Source organism: Pseudomonas sp. NFACC37-1 (assembly GCF_900101575.1).
In the GTDB taxonomy this organism is placed as follows: Bacteria; Pseudomonadota; Gammaproteobacteria; order Pseudomonadales; family Pseudomonadaceae; genus Aquipseudomonas; species Aquipseudomonas fluorescens_AA.
The window spans coordinates 38,716-53,976 of sequence record NZ_FMUZ01000032.1; the positions used below are offsets into that span (position 1 = coordinate 38,716).

Annotated in this window: 4 protein-coding genes (1 of these 4 only partly in view); 2 read left to right on the forward strand and 2 right to left on the reverse strand. The window is 64.2% G+C overall.

Annotation, left to right across the window (positions count from 1 at the left end; translation table 11 throughout):
• Both BLP82_RS24435 and BLP82_RS24440 read left to right on the forward strand, forming a co-directional pair.
• Positions 1-9,374, forward strand: the 3' portion of a protein-coding gene (locus BLP82_RS24435) for a non-ribosomal peptide synthase/polyketide synthase (RefSeq protein WP_092174132.1). The gene continues 3,115 nt to the left of window position 1, outside the view; 9,374 of the gene's 12,489 nt are visible here — the last part of the coding sequence; its start codon lies beyond the left edge, outside the window; it ends in the stop codon at positions 9,372-9,374.
• Between the two features lie 213 nt (positions 9,375-9,587).
• Positions 9,588-10,550: an alpha/beta hydrolase gene (locus BLP82_RS24440; protein ID WP_092174135.1), complete on the forward strand. Its 963-nt coding sequence runs from the start codon at positions 9,588-9,590 to the stop codon at positions 10,548-10,550.
• A gap of 260 nt (positions 10,551-10,810) precedes the next feature.
• Here the strand turns inward: BLP82_RS24440 and BLP82_RS24445 are convergent, their stop codons facing one another.
• Positions 10,811-13,261, reverse strand: a complete 2,451-nt coding sequence (locus BLP82_RS24445) for a TonB-dependent siderophore receptor (protein ID WP_092174137.1) — start codon at positions 13,259-13,261, stop codon at positions 10,811-10,813.
• Between the two features lie 104 nt (positions 13,262-13,365).
• On the reverse strand, positions 13,366-15,015 hold the full coding sequence (locus tag BLP82_RS24450) for a cyclic peptide export ABC transporter (protein ID WP_092174139.1): 1,650 nt from the start codon (positions 15,013-15,015) through the stop codon (positions 13,366-13,368).
• Positions 15,016-15,261: the final 246 nt, after the last annotated feature.

Genomic DNA, 15,261 nt, shown 5'->3' on the forward strand with positions numbered 1-15,261 from the left:
ATGCCAGCCAGTGGCAGAAAACCTATGTCGCGCCGCAGACAGCCGTGCAGCAGGCGGTGGCGACGATCTGGGCCGATATCCTCAAGGTGCCGCGGGTGGGCCTGGACGACAGTTTCTTCGAACTGGGCGGCCATTCCTTGCTCGCCACCCAGGTGATGTCGCGGATTCGCCAGCAACTGAATATCCAGGTGCCGTTGCGCCTGTTGTTCGCCCATAACAGCCTGCGGGCTTTTGTCGAGGCCATGGGCGCGGTATCGGCCCACGATGAGCCGGGCATTCCACGCATTCCTCGCGACCAGCCGCTGGCGCTCTCGTTCGCCCAGCAACGGCAGTGGTTCCTCTGGCAACTGGACCCCACCAGCAGCGCCTACCATATTCCGGCGGCCCTGCGTTTGCGCGGCGCCCTCGACCGTGCGGCGCTGCAACAGAGCTTCGATGCACTGGTGGCGCGTCACGAGAGCCTGCGTACCCGCTTCGTGCTTGACCATGAGCGTCCCGTGCAAGTGATCGATGAACCAGCGCCGTTGGCCCTGGCGGTGGAATCGCTCGAAGCCGGCGTCGATGAACATGCCTTGCGCGGCTTGATCGAAGCCGAGACCCGGCAACCGTTCGATTTGCAGCGCGGTCCGTTGCTGCGGGTCAAGTGGCTGCAACTGGGTGCTGAGGACCATGTGCTGATCCTGACCCAGCACCACATCGTGTCCGATGCCTGGTCGATGCAGATCATGGTCGACGACCTGCTGCAGTTGTACGCAGGTTTCAGCCAGGGCCAGCCGGTGACGCTGGCGCCACTGCCGATCCAGTACGCCGACTATGGCCACTGGCAGCGGCAGTGGCTGGCGGCAGGGGAGCAGCAGCGTCAACTCGACTACTGGATCGAGCAGTTGGACGGCGAGCAACCGATTCTCGAACTGCCGACCGACCATCCGCGTTCGGCCCAGCAAAGCTATCGTGGGGCACGGCTGCCCATCGTCATCGAACCGGCCCTGGCCGAAGGCCTCAAGGGCCTGGCCCAGCAGCACAACAGCACGCTGTTCATGCTCTTGCTCGCCGGCTTCCAGACCTTGCTGCACCGCTACAGCGGCCAGGACGACATCCGCGTCGGCGTGCCGATCGCCAACCGTAACCGGGTGGAAACCGAGCGTCTGCTGGGCTTCTTCGTCAACACCCAAGTGCTCAAGGCCGACATCGACGGCAACCTGCGATTCGACCAGTTGCTCGATCAGGTCAAGCAACGGGCCCTCGGCGCCCAGGCCCATCAGGACCTGCCGTTCGAACAACTGGTGGAACGGCTAGAGCCGGCACGCAACCTGAGCCACACGCCACTGTTCCAGGTGATGTTCAACCATGCCAGCGATGCCCGCCGGGACCTGTCGGCGTTGCCGGGCCTGAGCCTGGAGCAACTGACCTGGGACTCGGGCACCGCCCAGTTCGACCTGACCCTGGACACCTTCGAGTACGCCGATGGCCTCAGTGCCGCGCTGACTTACGCCAGCGACCTGTTCGAGCCGAGCACCGTCGCCCGCCTGGGTGAGCACTGGCTGAACCTGTTGCGCGCCATCGTCGCCAACCCGACCCAGCGCATCGCCGAGCTGCCGATGCTGGACAGGACGCAGCGGCGCCTGATCGTCGAGGACTGGAACCGCACCTACGCCGACTACCCGAACCATCTCCCGGTCCATCATTTGATCGAAGCCCAGGTCGAGCGTGATCCCCACGCCGAGGCGCTGGTGTTCGCAGGGCAGTCGCTGAGCTATGCCCAACTCAACGCCCGCGCCAACCAGTTGGCCCACGCCTTGATCGAGCGCGGTGTCGGCCCGGATGTGCTGGTGGGCATCTCGGTGCAGCGCAGCGTGGAAATGGTGGTCGGGTTGCTGGCGATCCTCAAGGCCGGTGGCGCCTACGTGCCGTTGGACCCGGAATACCCGCCGGAACGCCTGGCCTACATGATCGAGGACAGCGGCATCGAGCTGCTGCTGACCTGTGGGAGCGAGCTTGCTCGCGATAGCGCTGGTTCAGTCAATATTGATATTGAAAGTGAGGGCCTCATCGCGAGCAAGCTCGCTCCCACAGGAGGGGACGGTGTCACCACGTTGCTGCTGGATGGGGATGACGACTGGTTGCGGGACAAGGCCACCGACAATCCGCCTGCCCGGGCCGTTGCCCAGAACCTGGCCTATGTGATCTACACCTCCGGCTCCACTGGCAAACCCAAGGGCGCCGGCAACAGCCACGGCGCCCTGACCAACCGCTTGTGCTGGATGCAACAGGCCTATGGCCTGGAGGCCGGCGACAGTGTCTTGCAGAAGACGCCGTTCAGTTTCGACGTGTCGGTCTGGGAGTTCTTCTGGCCGTTGATGACCGGCGTGCGCCTGGTCGTCGCGGCACCGGGCGATCATCGCGATCCGCAGAAGCTGGTCAGCCTGATCGAACGGGAAAGCATCACCACCCTGCATTTCGTGCCGTCGATGCTGCAGGCGTTCGTGCTGGATGCCAACGTCAGCCGGTGCACCCGTCTGACCCGCATCGTCTGCAGCGGCGAAGCCCTGCCGGTGGATGCCCAGCAGCAGGTGTTCGCCAAGTTGCCCAATGCCCGGCTGTATAACCTGTACGGTCCGACCGAAGCGGCCATCGACGTGACCCATTGGACCTGCCGCGACGAAGGGCGCGATGCGGTGCCGATTGGCGAGCCGATTGCCAACCTGATGACCTACATCCTCGACGATGAACTCAACCCGGTGCCGAGCGGCGTCAACGGCGAGCTGTACCTCAGCGGCCAGGGCCTGGCCCGCGGTTATCACCGCCGTCCCGAACTGACTGCCGAGCGTTTCGTCGCCAGCCCTTTCGTGGCCGGCGAGCGGCTGTACCGCACCGGTGACCTGGCGCGCTATCGCCCGGACGGGGTGATCGACTATGTCGGTCGGATCGACCACCAGGTGAAGGTCCGCGGGTTCCGTATCGAATTGGGTGAGATCGAAGCGCGCCTGCTTGAACATGCAGCGGTGCGAGAAGCGGTGGTGGTGGCCCAGGACAGCCGCAGCGGCAAGGTGCTGAGCGGCTACGTGGTCGCCCAGGCCGGTGAGGCCAGCGACTGGCCGCTGTTGCGCGAAACGCTGCTGGCCCATTTGCGCCTGAACCTGCCGGAGCACATGGTGCCGACGCACCTGACCCGCCTGGAACACATGCCACTGAGCCCGAACGGCAAACTCGACCGCAAGGCGCTACCGGCACCGGACCTGGCCGAGCGCCAGGAAGCCTTCACGGCACCGGTCAACGCCATCGAGCGGGCACTGGTGGAGATCTGGCAAGGGGTGCTCGGCGTCGAGCGGGTGGGCACCGCCGACAACTTCTTCGCCCTGGGTGGCGACTCGATCAACTCGATCCAGGTGGTCAGCCGGGCGCGTGCCCAAGGCATCGGCCTGACCCCCAAGGACCTGTTCCTGCACCAGAACATCCAGGCCCTGGCGCGGGTCGCCACGGCGACCGATGAAGGCGTGATCGACCAAGGCCCGGTCACCGGCGACAGCCTGCTGGTGCCGATGCAGCATTGGTTCTTCGCCAGTGATATCCCGCACCGCGACCACTGGAACCAATCGGTCCTGCTGACCCCGCGCGAACCCTTGGACATTGCCCACCTGCAACAGGCCCTCCAGCACGTGGTGGCCCATCACGATGCCTTGCGCCTGCGGTTCACCGAGGCCGACGATGGTCGCTGGCACGCCAGCCATCAGGCCGTGGATAAACAGCCGCTGGAGATCTGGCAGCGCACCGCGCAGGACGCCGCCGAGATCATCGCCATCGCCGACCAGGCCCAACGCAGCCTCGACCTGCAACACGGCCCGTTGCTGCGTTGCAGCCTGATCGTGGTGCAGGACGGCAGTTCGCGCCTGCACCTGGCGATTCATCACCTGGTCATGGACGGCGTGTCGTGGCGGGTGCTGCTGGAAGACCTGCAAAACGTCTACCGCCAACTGCGGGCGAACCAGGCGCCGGCCTTGCCGGGCAAGTCCACGGCGTTCAAGGCCTGGGCCGCTCAGTTGCAGGACTACGCCCACAGCGAAGCCCTGAACAAGGAACTGGATTACTGGGTCGGGCAACTGGACCAGCCCCTGCCGCCGTTGCCACGGGCCCGTCCCGAGGGCAGCCAGGCCGCGGCCCATGGCCGTTCGGTGAGCACACGCCTGGATGCCACCCAGACCCAGCGTTTGCTCAAGCAGGCGCCGACGGCCTATCGCACCCAGGTCAACGATTTGCTGCTCAGCGCCCTGGCGCAAGTGGTCTGCCAATGGACCGGGCAACCGGCCTGCCTGGTGCAGCTCGAAGGCCATGGCCGCGAAGAACTGTTCGAGGGCATCGACCTGAGCCGCACCGTCGGTTGGTTCACCAGCCTGTTCCCGGTGTTGCTGACGCCGGCCGGCGACCCCGCCGAGTCGATCAAGCGGATCAAGGAACAACTGCGGGCGGTGCCGAACAAGGGCCTGGGCTACGGCGTCCTGCGTTACCTGGGGGCCGAAGCGGTCCAGCAGCGCCTGGCAAAACTGCCGCCAGCGCGCATCACCTTCAACTACCTGGGGCAGTTTGACCAGAGCTTCGATGAGCAGGCGCTGTTCGTGCCGAGCGAGGAGGGCAGTGGCGCAGGCCACGGCGATGACGTGGCCCTGGGCAACTGGCTGACCATCGACGGCCGGATCTTCAACGGCCAGTTGTCCCTCGACTGGACCTTCAGTGGCGATGTTTTCGACGCGGCCACGCTCCAGTCGTTGGCCGATGCCTACGCCGTGGCGTTGCAACAGCTGATCGATCACTGCTGCACCGACGGGCACTTGGGCCTGACACCTTCGGACTTCCCGCTGGCGCGCCTGAGCCAGGCGCAACTCAATGGCCTGCCGGTGCCCGTGGCGCAGGTGGAGGACATCTATCCGCTGTCGCCGATGCAGGACGGCATGCTGTTCCACACCCTGGCCGACGACAGCTCCGGCCTGTACATCAACCAGATCAGCCTGCCGGTGCATGGCCTGGACTCCGAGCGTTTCGCCCGGGCCTGGACGTCGGTGATCGAGCGCGAAGACATCCTGCGCACCAGTTTCCACTGGCAGGATGGCTTGAGCGCGCCAGTGCAAATTGTCCATCGCCAGGTTGAGCTGCCGTTGCAGATTGAAGACTGGCGTGGACAGGACATCAGCGAGCAGGCGATCAGCGCCCGGGCGACCGCCGACTACCTGGCCGGTTTCGACCTGAGCCGCGCGCCTTTGCAACGGGTGTTGTTGCTGCGCCTGGAAGACGATCGCTACCAGATGATCTGGACCTGCCATCACATCCTCATGGACGGCTGGAGCAGTTCGCGGTTGTTCGGTGAGGTGTTGCAGTTCTACGCCCATGGGCAGGTGCCCAGCCGCAATGGTCGCTACCGCGAGTTCATCGAATGGCTGCAATGCCAGGACCAGGGCGCGCTGGAACGTTTCTGGCGCAGCCGCCTCGACACCTTGGAGCAGGCGACTTCCCTTAACCAGGCGATGTTCCCGCGGCATGTCGAGGCATTGCCGGGGCACGAGGCGCTGTATTCGCGCTGGGACGTGGCACAGACCGCTCGCCTGCAACAGGCCTGCCGCGCCTTGCAGATCACACCCAATACCTTGATCCAAGGGGCGTGGCTGCTGTTGCTGCAACGCTTCACCGGGCAGAACACCGTGGTCTTCGGCGCCACCGTCGCCGGGCGTCCGGCGGGGCTGGTCAACGCTGACAACATCCTCGGCCTGTTCATCAACACCTTGCCGGTGATCCAGACCCTGGACCCCGAGCAGCCGCTGGATCAATGGCTGCAACAGTTGCAGGCCTACAACCTGGACCTGCGTGAGCATTCCCATGCGCCACTGGCGGACATCCAGCGCTGGTCGGGCCTGGGCGGGCAGGGCTTGTTCGACAGCATCATCGTGTTCGAGAACTACCCCATCGACGAACGCCTGGGCGACCAGCAGGACACCGGCCTGAGCTTCGGCGAGTCACGCAATCATGACGTGACCAACTTCCCGATGGACCTGGCGGTCAACCTGGGTGAAACACTGTCCATCGAGTACCTGTTCCTGCGCAATGCCTTCAGCGTCGACGCGGTGGAGCGAATCCGCCGCACCCTGGAAGACACCCTGGAAGCGATGATCGATGCGCCCCACGTGTGCCTGGGCAACCTGCAGCGCTTGTCGCCGGAACAGTGGCAGGCCTTCGCACACTGGAGCGCGGCGCCGAACGGTTGCTATCAGGCGCAGTTGCTGCCGGAGCTGATTGGCCGGCATGCCCAGTCGCGTCCGCAGGCCACGGCGCTGGTGTGTGGCGACGACTCGCTGGACTATGGCGAACTGGAGCGCCGGGCCAACCGCCTGGCCCACCGTTTGATCGAGCTCGGCGCCGGCCCGGAAGTGGTGGTCGGCGTGGCCCTGGAGCGTTCGGTGGACATGGTCGTGGCGCTGCTGGCGGTGATGAAAAGCGGTTCGGCGTATGTGCCGCTGGACATCGATTATCCACCCGAGCGCCTGGCGTTCATGATCGAAGATTCGGCCATGGCGCTGTTGCTGACCCACAGCCGGGTGCAGGCGCGCCTGCCGGATCTCGACGGTCTGGCGCGCCTGGTCATCGATGGTTTCGACAGCCGTGGCTACAGCGACCTGCCGCCCCACAGCGGTTTGCTCGGCGGCAACCTGGCCTACCTGATCTACACCTCGGGCTCCACCGGTCGCCCCAAAGGCGTCGCCGTGGCGCACGGGCCGATGAGCATGCATTGCCAGGCCATCGCCGGGCTGTATGACATGGACGAACACACCCGCGAACTGCATTTCATGTCGTTCGCCTTCGACGGCGCCCATGAGCGCTGGCTGAGCACGCTGTTCAGCGGCGGCACCCTGGTGATTCGCGACGGCGCGCTGTGGACGCCGGAGCAGACCTTCGACGCCTTGCACCGCCACGGCATTACCATCGCCTGCTTCCCGCCGGCCTACCTCAAGCAACTGGCCGAATACGCCGCCAACAGCCAGTTGGCACCGCCGCCGGTGCGGGTGTACTGCTTCGGCGGCGATGCGGTGCCGGACCAGACCTTCGAGCAAGTGAAGGCGGCGCTGCGTCCGCAATTCTTCACCAACGGCTACGGCCCGACTGAAACCGTGGTCACGCCGATGCTGTGGAAGGTGCCGGCCAGCGAACGTTGCGAAGCCGCCTACGCGCCGATCGGGCGTGCGGTGGGGGAGCGCGCCTTGTATGTACTGGACGACAACCTCAACCCGTTGCCGCCGGGCATTGCCGGCGAGTTGTACATCGGTGGCGCGGGCATCGCCCGTGGTTATCACCGCCGCCCGGACCTGAGTGCCGAGCGCTTCGTGCCGGACCCGTTCGGCCAGCCGGGCGATCGCCTGTACCGCAGCGGCGACCTGGTACGCCAGCGCGTCGACGGGGTGCTCGATTACGTCGGCCGTATCGACCACCAGATCAAGGTGCGGGGTTTCCGCATCGAACTGGGAGAAGTGGAGGCCAGCCTGCGGCAACTGGACGACGTCAGCGATGCGGTGGTCATCGCCCGCGACAGTGCTTCGGGCAAGCAACTGATCGGCTACGTGGTCACCCCCGATGGTGTGGTCATCGGCGATCGGCTCAAGGCCGAGCTGCGGGCGCAATTGCCGGATTACATGGTGCCGGCCCAGGTCATCTGCCTGGAGGCGTTGCCGGTCACCCCGAACGGCAAGCTCGATCGCCAGGCCTTGCCGGAGCCGGAGTTCAAGGGGGCCGAGTATGTGCCGGGGCGTAACCGCGATGAGCAACTGTTGGCCGAGGTCTGGGCTGATGTGTTGCAAGTCGAGCGGGTGGGCATCACCGACAATTTCTTCGAGTTGGGCGGTGACTCGATCCTCAGCCTGCAAGTGGTCTCGCGGGTGCGCAACCATGGGGAGCTGAAGATGGAACTCAAGCTGCGGGACCTGATGCGCGGCCAGACCATCGAGGCGATTTTCGACCAACGTTCGAACACCCATGCCGTGACGGTCGAGGACGTGACCCAGGTGGCCGCCGAAGGGCAGTTCAACCTGATTCCGATCCAGCAATGGTGGTTCGATCAGCGCATGAGCGAGCCCCATCATTACAACCAGGCGTTGATGCTGCGGGCCCGCCAGGGGTTGAACCTGACGGCACTGGAATTGGCCTTGCGGTGCATGATGCAGCAGCACGATGCCTTGCGCCTGCGCTTCAGTGAGGTCGGCGGGCGTCACCTGCAGCATTACCAGGCGCTGGAGGAGATGCAGGCCCAGTGGGCCAACGAGCCTTTGCTGTGGCAGCACAGCGTGGCCGATGAAGCCGAACTGGAGTTGTACGCCGAACAGGTGCAACGCAGTCTTGATGTGCACAACGGGCCCGTGTGGCGCACGGCGCATGTGACCCTGGGCAGCGGTGAAGTTCGTGTGCTGATGGTGATTCATCACCTGGTCATCGACACGGTGTCGTGGCGTTTGCTGCTGCAGGATTTGCAGACGGCTTATGCGGCCTACAGCGACGGCCAGACGCCGAACCTGCCGATTCGCACCAGCAGCTACCGGGCCTGGGCCGAGGGCCTGCAAGCCTATGCGCGGGACTATCCGGCGCCGGAAAAAGCCTGGTGGCTGGAGCAGATCGACCAGCCGGGCAGTGAGTTGCCGTGTGACAACCTGCGGGGCAAGAACCAGGTGCAGTACCAATCGGTGGCGCATTTGAGCCTGTCGGAGCAGCACACCCAGCAGTTGCTCAAACAGGTGCCGGCGGTCTACCAGACGCAGATCAACGACGTGCTGCTGGCGGCGCTGAGCCGGGTCTTGTGCCGCTGGAGCCAGCAGCCGTCGGTGCTGATCCAACTGGAGGGGCATGGGCGCGAGGACCTGGTCAAGGACATTGACCTGAGCCGCAGCCTGGGCTGGTTCACCAGCATGTTCCCGGTGCGCCTGACCCCGAGCCATGAAGCCGACATCGGCACCTCGGTGCGGGCGGTGCAACGGCAGTTGGCCGCGGTGCCGAACAAGGGATTGGGCTATGGCGTGTTGCGCTACATGAGCGGCGAGCCGATGGCCGCCACCCTGGGCCGCGCGCCCCAGGCACGGGTGACGTTCAACTACCTGGGGCAGTTCGACCAGAGTTTCGACGACAAGGCGTTGTTGGTGCCGGCGGCGGAAAGCTACGGCAGCTGCTACAGCCCCCATGCCGCGCTGGGCAACTGGCTGGAAGTGGTGGGGCAGGTGTACGACGGGCGGCTGGCGCTGCGCTGCATCTTCAGCACCCGCCGCTACCGTGCCGAGACCGTCGAGGGATTGATGCGCGCGTACCAGGAGGAACTCGAAGCGTTGATCGAGCACTGCGTGGCGCAAGCGGCCTGAATCTCAAGCCGGGCATCGCCCTGTGGCGAGGGGATTTATCCCCGTTGGGCTGCGCAGCAGCCCCAATAAATTGACAAGCGATATGTCAGGTTGACCGAGTCGACAGGATTGGGGCCGCTTCGCGACCCAGCGGGGATAAATCCCCTCGCCACAGGGGGAGGTTTCAGTCCTGGCTCATCTTTTACCCATGGTTTTTCATAAGGAACCCCTGCGATGTCCTTGCATCCGGAACTCAACGCCTTCCTCGACCTGGCCGAAGAAAGCCAGGCCGACGGCCCCGGGCCGTTTCACCTGTCGACGCCGGCCCAGGCCCGCGAGGCGTTCGAGCGCACCACCGGGCAATTGCGCTGGGATGCTCCGGCGGATGTGCAGTGCGCCACTCACGCATTCACCGCCCGTGACGGCGCGACGCTGGCGCTGCGTCTGTATCGTCCCGCCACGGCTTCGGTCCAGGCGCTGCCGGTGCTGGTGTATTTTCACGGCGGCGGCTATGTGGTCGGCAGCCTGGCATCCCACGACGGTGTCTGCCGCGAATTCTGCGCCCGGACACCGTGCGCGGTGTTGTCGGTGGGCTATCGCCTGGCCCCGGAGCACACCTTCCCGACCCCGCTGAACGACGGCGCCGACGCCCTGGTCTGGCTTGCGCAACAGGCCCGCGCCGAAGGCCTGGACATCAGCCGCGTGGCGTTCGGCGGGGACAGCGTCGGCGCAACACTGGCGACCGTGCTTGCGCTGCAAGCGGCCCTGGAACCGGCCTCCCTGGCGATCAAACCGTGTTTTCAATTGCTCTGTTACCCGGTGACCGATGCGTCCACCAGCAGCCCGTCCACCGAGCTGTTCGGCGAAGGCTATCTGCTGGAGAGCGAAACCCTCGAGTGGTTCTACCGGCACTACGCCAATGAGCCCACCGATCGCCTGGACTGGCGTTTCTCGCCATTGCTGGCGCCCGGTTGCCCAGGCCTGGCCCCGGCCCTGATCGCCCTGGCCGGCCATGACCCACTGCTCGACGAAGGCCGCGCCTACGCCAGGCGTATGCAGGCGCAGGGGGTGAGCGTGGAACTGATCGAATACACCGGCCTGATCCACGACTACCTGCGCTTGCAGAGCGTGGTGCCGGAGATTGACGAGGTGTACGCGCAATTGAGCCAAGCCCTGCGAACTGCACTTACCGCCTGAGTCACCACAAATCCCTTGTGGGAGCGAGCTTGCTCGCGATAGCGGTATGTCAGCCAGCATGTGAAGTGACTGATACACCGCCATCGCGAGCAAGCTCGCTCCCACAGTTGTTTTAGGGGGGACTCAGGATTTGCACATGCCACCGATCCCTTGTGGGGTGGTCTCAGCATTTGCACATGCCACACATCCTCTGTGGCAGGGTTTCAGGATTGGCAGGCACAAAAAACCGGGCCAGGCCCGGTTTTTTTGTAGGGTGTTGTTTAGAAGTCGTAGGTCACGTCCAGCGACGCCACGCGTTCCTGGCCGTAGTAGCAGCCGAACGAGTAGTTGCAGTGGGACACATACTCGCGGTCGAAGACGTTCTGCACGTTCAGGCTGGTGGTGACGCCACGCAGGCTCGAGGTGGCCTTGCCCATGTCATAGCTGATGGTGGTGTCGAACACGGTGAAGGCCGGTACGTCGAACGAGTTGGCCGCGTCGCCCGGCTTGCGGCCGGTGTGACGGGCGCCCGCGCCGAAGGTCAGGCCATTGAGGACGGCCTGGGTGAAGTGGTAGTCGACCCACAGCGTGGCGGAGAACGGCGCCTGTTGTTCGCTGCGGTTGCCCTCGTTGCCGTAGTTGTCCTTGGTGTAGAACGAGTCGAGGTAGGTGGCAGCGGCCATGACGTCGATGTTGTCGACGGTGGATTTGACTTCCAGTTCAACGCCCCGTGAACGCACCTGGCCCGACTGGATCGAGTTCTGCGGATCGGCGGGGTCGGCGGTGACCAGGTTCTTCTGTTTGATCTGGAACACCGAGGCGGTAATCATCGTCTTGTCGAACGGCTGGTACTTCACACCCACTTCGTATTGCTCGCCTTCTGTCGGCTTGAAGGCTTCGCCGCTAGCGTCCGTGCCCGTGGTCGGCAGGAAGGATTCCGAGTAGCTGATGTACGGCGCCAGGCCGAAATCGGTGACATAGGTCAGGCCAATCCGGCCGGTGAACTTGTTGTCACGCAGTGAGGAAACGGTGCCCGCCAGCAGGTCCTTGTTGTCCACTTCGGCCCAGTCCTGGCGGCCACCCACGGTCAGGATCCACTTGTCCAGCTTGATCTGGTCTTGCAGGTAGACGCCGGTCTGGCGAACGGTGTTGTCCCACTTGGTGTCCAGCGTTGGGGTTACGCTGCCGGTGTCGTAGTTGTTGTTATTGCCGTACAGGTCGATCGGCACGACGTTGTAGGCGTTGTAACCATCGTACTTGCGGTTGAAATGCCGATAGTCCACGCCCGCCAGGGTGGTGTGTTCCAGGGCGCCGGTGTTGAATTTGTATTCCACGTTGTTATCGACGGTGTACGCGGTGTTGTGCTGTTGCCAGTCGAGTTTTACCCGGTTGGCCTGGGTCTGGTCAGTGACGCCACCGGTGGTGACGAAGCTGCGCAGGTAGAAGCCCCGGTACTGGTCGCGCACGTCGGTGTAACGCGCAGTGGAGCGGAATTTCAGGTCATCGGTGATGTTGTGGCTGAAGTCGTAGCCCAGGATGAACTGGTCACGCTTGTAGTCGTTCCACCGCGTGTCGCCGGAGAAGAAGTCCCGGTCGATCCGCTGGCCATTGGGGCCGCGCTCCAGGGAACCGATCCGCGGCAGCGCCTGATAGTCCTCCAGGCCGTCGTCGCGCTGGATCTGCGCCAGCACGGTCAGCGAGGTGTCGTCGTTGGGCGCCCAGGTCAGGCTCGGAGCCAGCAGCATGCGTTCGCTGTGGGTGTGATCGACCTGTTGGTTGCCTTTTTTCGCCACGCCGATGACGCGGTAGCTGAATTCCTTCTGGTCGTCGATCGGGCCGCTGGTGTCGAACGCGCCGTTGACCCGGTTGTAGCTGCCCGCGCCCAGTTTGATCTGGCTGCGCTGTTCCGTGGTCGGGCGCTTGGAGACCATGTTGATCAGGCCGCCGGGCTGGTTCTGCCCGTACAGCACCGACGACGGGCCCTTGAGCACTTCGATGCGCTCCAGGGTGTACGGGTCGATTTGCGGTGCGCCGCCGAGGCTGCCGGCATAGGGCAGGTAGGCACCGTCGAGGTACAGCGGCGTGGGCGAGAAACCCCGGCTGGTGATTTCGTCGGCGATGGCGTTGCGGTCGGTGAAGCCGCCGGTGCTCAGGCCCGGCGTGTAGCGCAAGGCCTGGGTCAGGTTGCGTGCGCCCTGGGTGGCGACCTGCTCGGCGGTGACCACGTTGATGGTCTGCGGGATCTCCAGGATCGGCGTGTCGGTCTTGGTGCCGGTGGCGCTGCGGGTGGCGACGTAGCCGTCCACCGGGCCGTAGGCGGTTTCCGCGGATTTACCGGTGATGGTCGTAGCGCCCAGTTCCAGCGAATCCCCTGCCTTCCTGGCGCGCACGCTGACCGTGTTGCCCTGGATGGTGAACATGACGCCGGTCCCCACCAGCATCTGCGACAACGCTTGCGCTGGTGTCAACCGGCCGCTGACCGGTTGGCTGCGCAGGCCCTGGACATCATCGGCGCTGTAGAGCACTTGCATGTTCGATTGATTGCTCAATGCCTGCAGGGCACTCGCCAGCGACTGCGCCGGAATGTTGAGATCGACTTCCTGTGCCTGGACCTGTGCGCTGAACGGCATGGCCAAGGCCAGGCTGAATGCGGTGGCGCTGAAGCCTGGTTGCAGCAGGCGGCGCATGATCAGTGCCTTGGTAAAACGTGGAATCCCCGGAGTTGCTGGCATGTGTTTCACTCTTGCAGGTTTTAGTTTTAATAGGGGTGTAGTTGTCATCAATTCTTAATTAGGACGCACGACCCGGAAAAAACCAGAATGAGAATCGTGATTATTTACGCCGATTGCAGTTCGGTGACCACCCGGCCGGCTTCCATGCGCACCAATTGGTCGGCCACGTCGAAGTAACGGTCGTCGTGGGAAATCACGATGATGGTCTTGCCCAGGCGCTTGAGGTCCGGCAGCAGCTCGGTGTAGAAAATCCGCCGGAAGGTCGGGTCCTGGTCGGCGGCCCATTCGTCGAACACCAGCACCGGGCGTTCTTCCAGCCACGCATTGACCAGTGCCAGGCGCTTGCGTTGGCCGGTGGACAGGTCGGTGGTGGTGAAGGCGCCGTCGCGCACGCTGACCTTGTGGGCGATCTCCAGGCGTTGCAGGTATTTATTGGCGTCGTCCGGGATATGGGTGTCGCCCTGGACGATGTCGTCGAACAGGTAGTAATCGGCAAAAATCGTCGTGAACAACTGGCGATAATCGTCGCGGGTCACGGCTGTCACGACGTGGTCGTTGAGGCGGATTTCTCCTTGCTGCGGCGCGTACAGGCCCAACAGCAGCTTGATCAGCGTGGTTTTGCCGCAACCGTTTTCACCCACGATGAACACGATGTCGCCCTGGTCGATCTTCAGGTTCACCGGTCCCAGGCGGAACGGCGTGGCGCCTTCCACCGCCGGGAAGCTGTAGGCCACATTGCTCAGTTCCAGAGTCTGCACCGGGGTTTTCGGCTGGCCCTGGTCGTTGAGCAACAGGTGCGGTTCAGGGGATGAAAACTGCGCCGACAATTCGGCGATGCGGCGGAAGGCGATCTGCGCGCGGCTGACGATCGGCAGGGTGCCGATCAGGTGTTCCAGCGGGCCTTTCATATACAGCAACACCAGTACGAAACCACTCATCACCGCCTTGTCGGCGCTCGGCCACAGCGATTGCAGGGCCAGGGCCAGGCCGATCACCACGAAGAACAGCATCGAGCCGAAGGTCTTGGCGATCACGAAAATGTTCACCGAGCGAATCTGCGTGTCGCAGATCTTGTCGGCGGTGTGTTCGATGCCCGAGACGAACATGCGTTGCCGCCGGGGGCGATGGATGCGCAGTTCCTTGGCGCCTTCGGCGATGGCGTTGTAGTGCTTCTGCAGTTCGTCCTCGGAATCGCGAGCCTCCATGAAGCCCTTGATCCCACGACCGCGGGCGATGTACTGGACCACGGTGCCGATGACAATCGCCACGACCATCATCAGGAACATCGGCCACGACAGCATGGCCAGGTAACCCATGCAGCCGAGGGTGACGGTCAGGGAAATGGCCAGGGGGGCGAAGGCGAAGGCGAAATCGCTGATGGTGTCGACGTCGTGGGTCAGCACCGGGATCAGGCGATGGCTGCGGTAGCGTTCGATCTGCTGGATGGGCGCCGACAGGACTTTTTCCCCCAGCTCCTTGCGCAGTTTGGCGATGATCTTCTGGCCGACGTAGTTGGTGCCGATGTCGGAACAGATGGAACTGACCAGGGCCAGCAGGCACAACCCGGCGAACACGCCCACCACGGTGGGGCTCAGCCCGCCTTCGGCGTGCAGCACCTGGTTGATGGTCGCCAGCAGCACGGTCACGCTCAGGCCGCCGACCATGCCCAGCAGGATGGCGCCGATGACAATCAGCCGGAAGGGTTTGAGCAGGGTGAACAATTCATTGATCACCCCGCGTTTTGGTTGGCTCATGGAGGTTTCCCTGCTAGATGAAAAGGGCGAAGGCCATCGCGGGGCATTCACCGCATGGGCTGGAGGACGGCGGCACGCCGGGTTGGGGCGCGCCACCTGTAGAACGATTGGTGGGGGATGGGATTTAATACCTGATTGCCTCAGGAGCGCCGTTGTGGCGAGGGAGCTTGCTCCCGCTGGGTCGAACCACATCTTGTGGCGAGGGGATAAATCCCCTCACCACAGGGTTAACCATATCCCCGGTCC

Bases quoted from the DNA above. Each gene is read 5' to 3' on its own strand.
- BLP82_RS24440 (WP_092174135.1), top strand. From the start codon at position 9,588: ATGTCCTTGCATCCGGAACTCAACGCCTTCCTCGACCTGGCCGAAGAA.
- BLP82_RS24445 (WP_092174137.1), bottom strand. From the start codon at position 13,261: ATGCCAGCAACTCCGGGGATTCCACGTTTTACCAAGGCACTGATCATG.
- BLP82_RS24450 (WP_092174139.1), bottom strand. From the start codon at position 15,015: ATGAGCCAACCAAAACGCGGGGTGATCAATGAATTGTTCACCCTGCTC.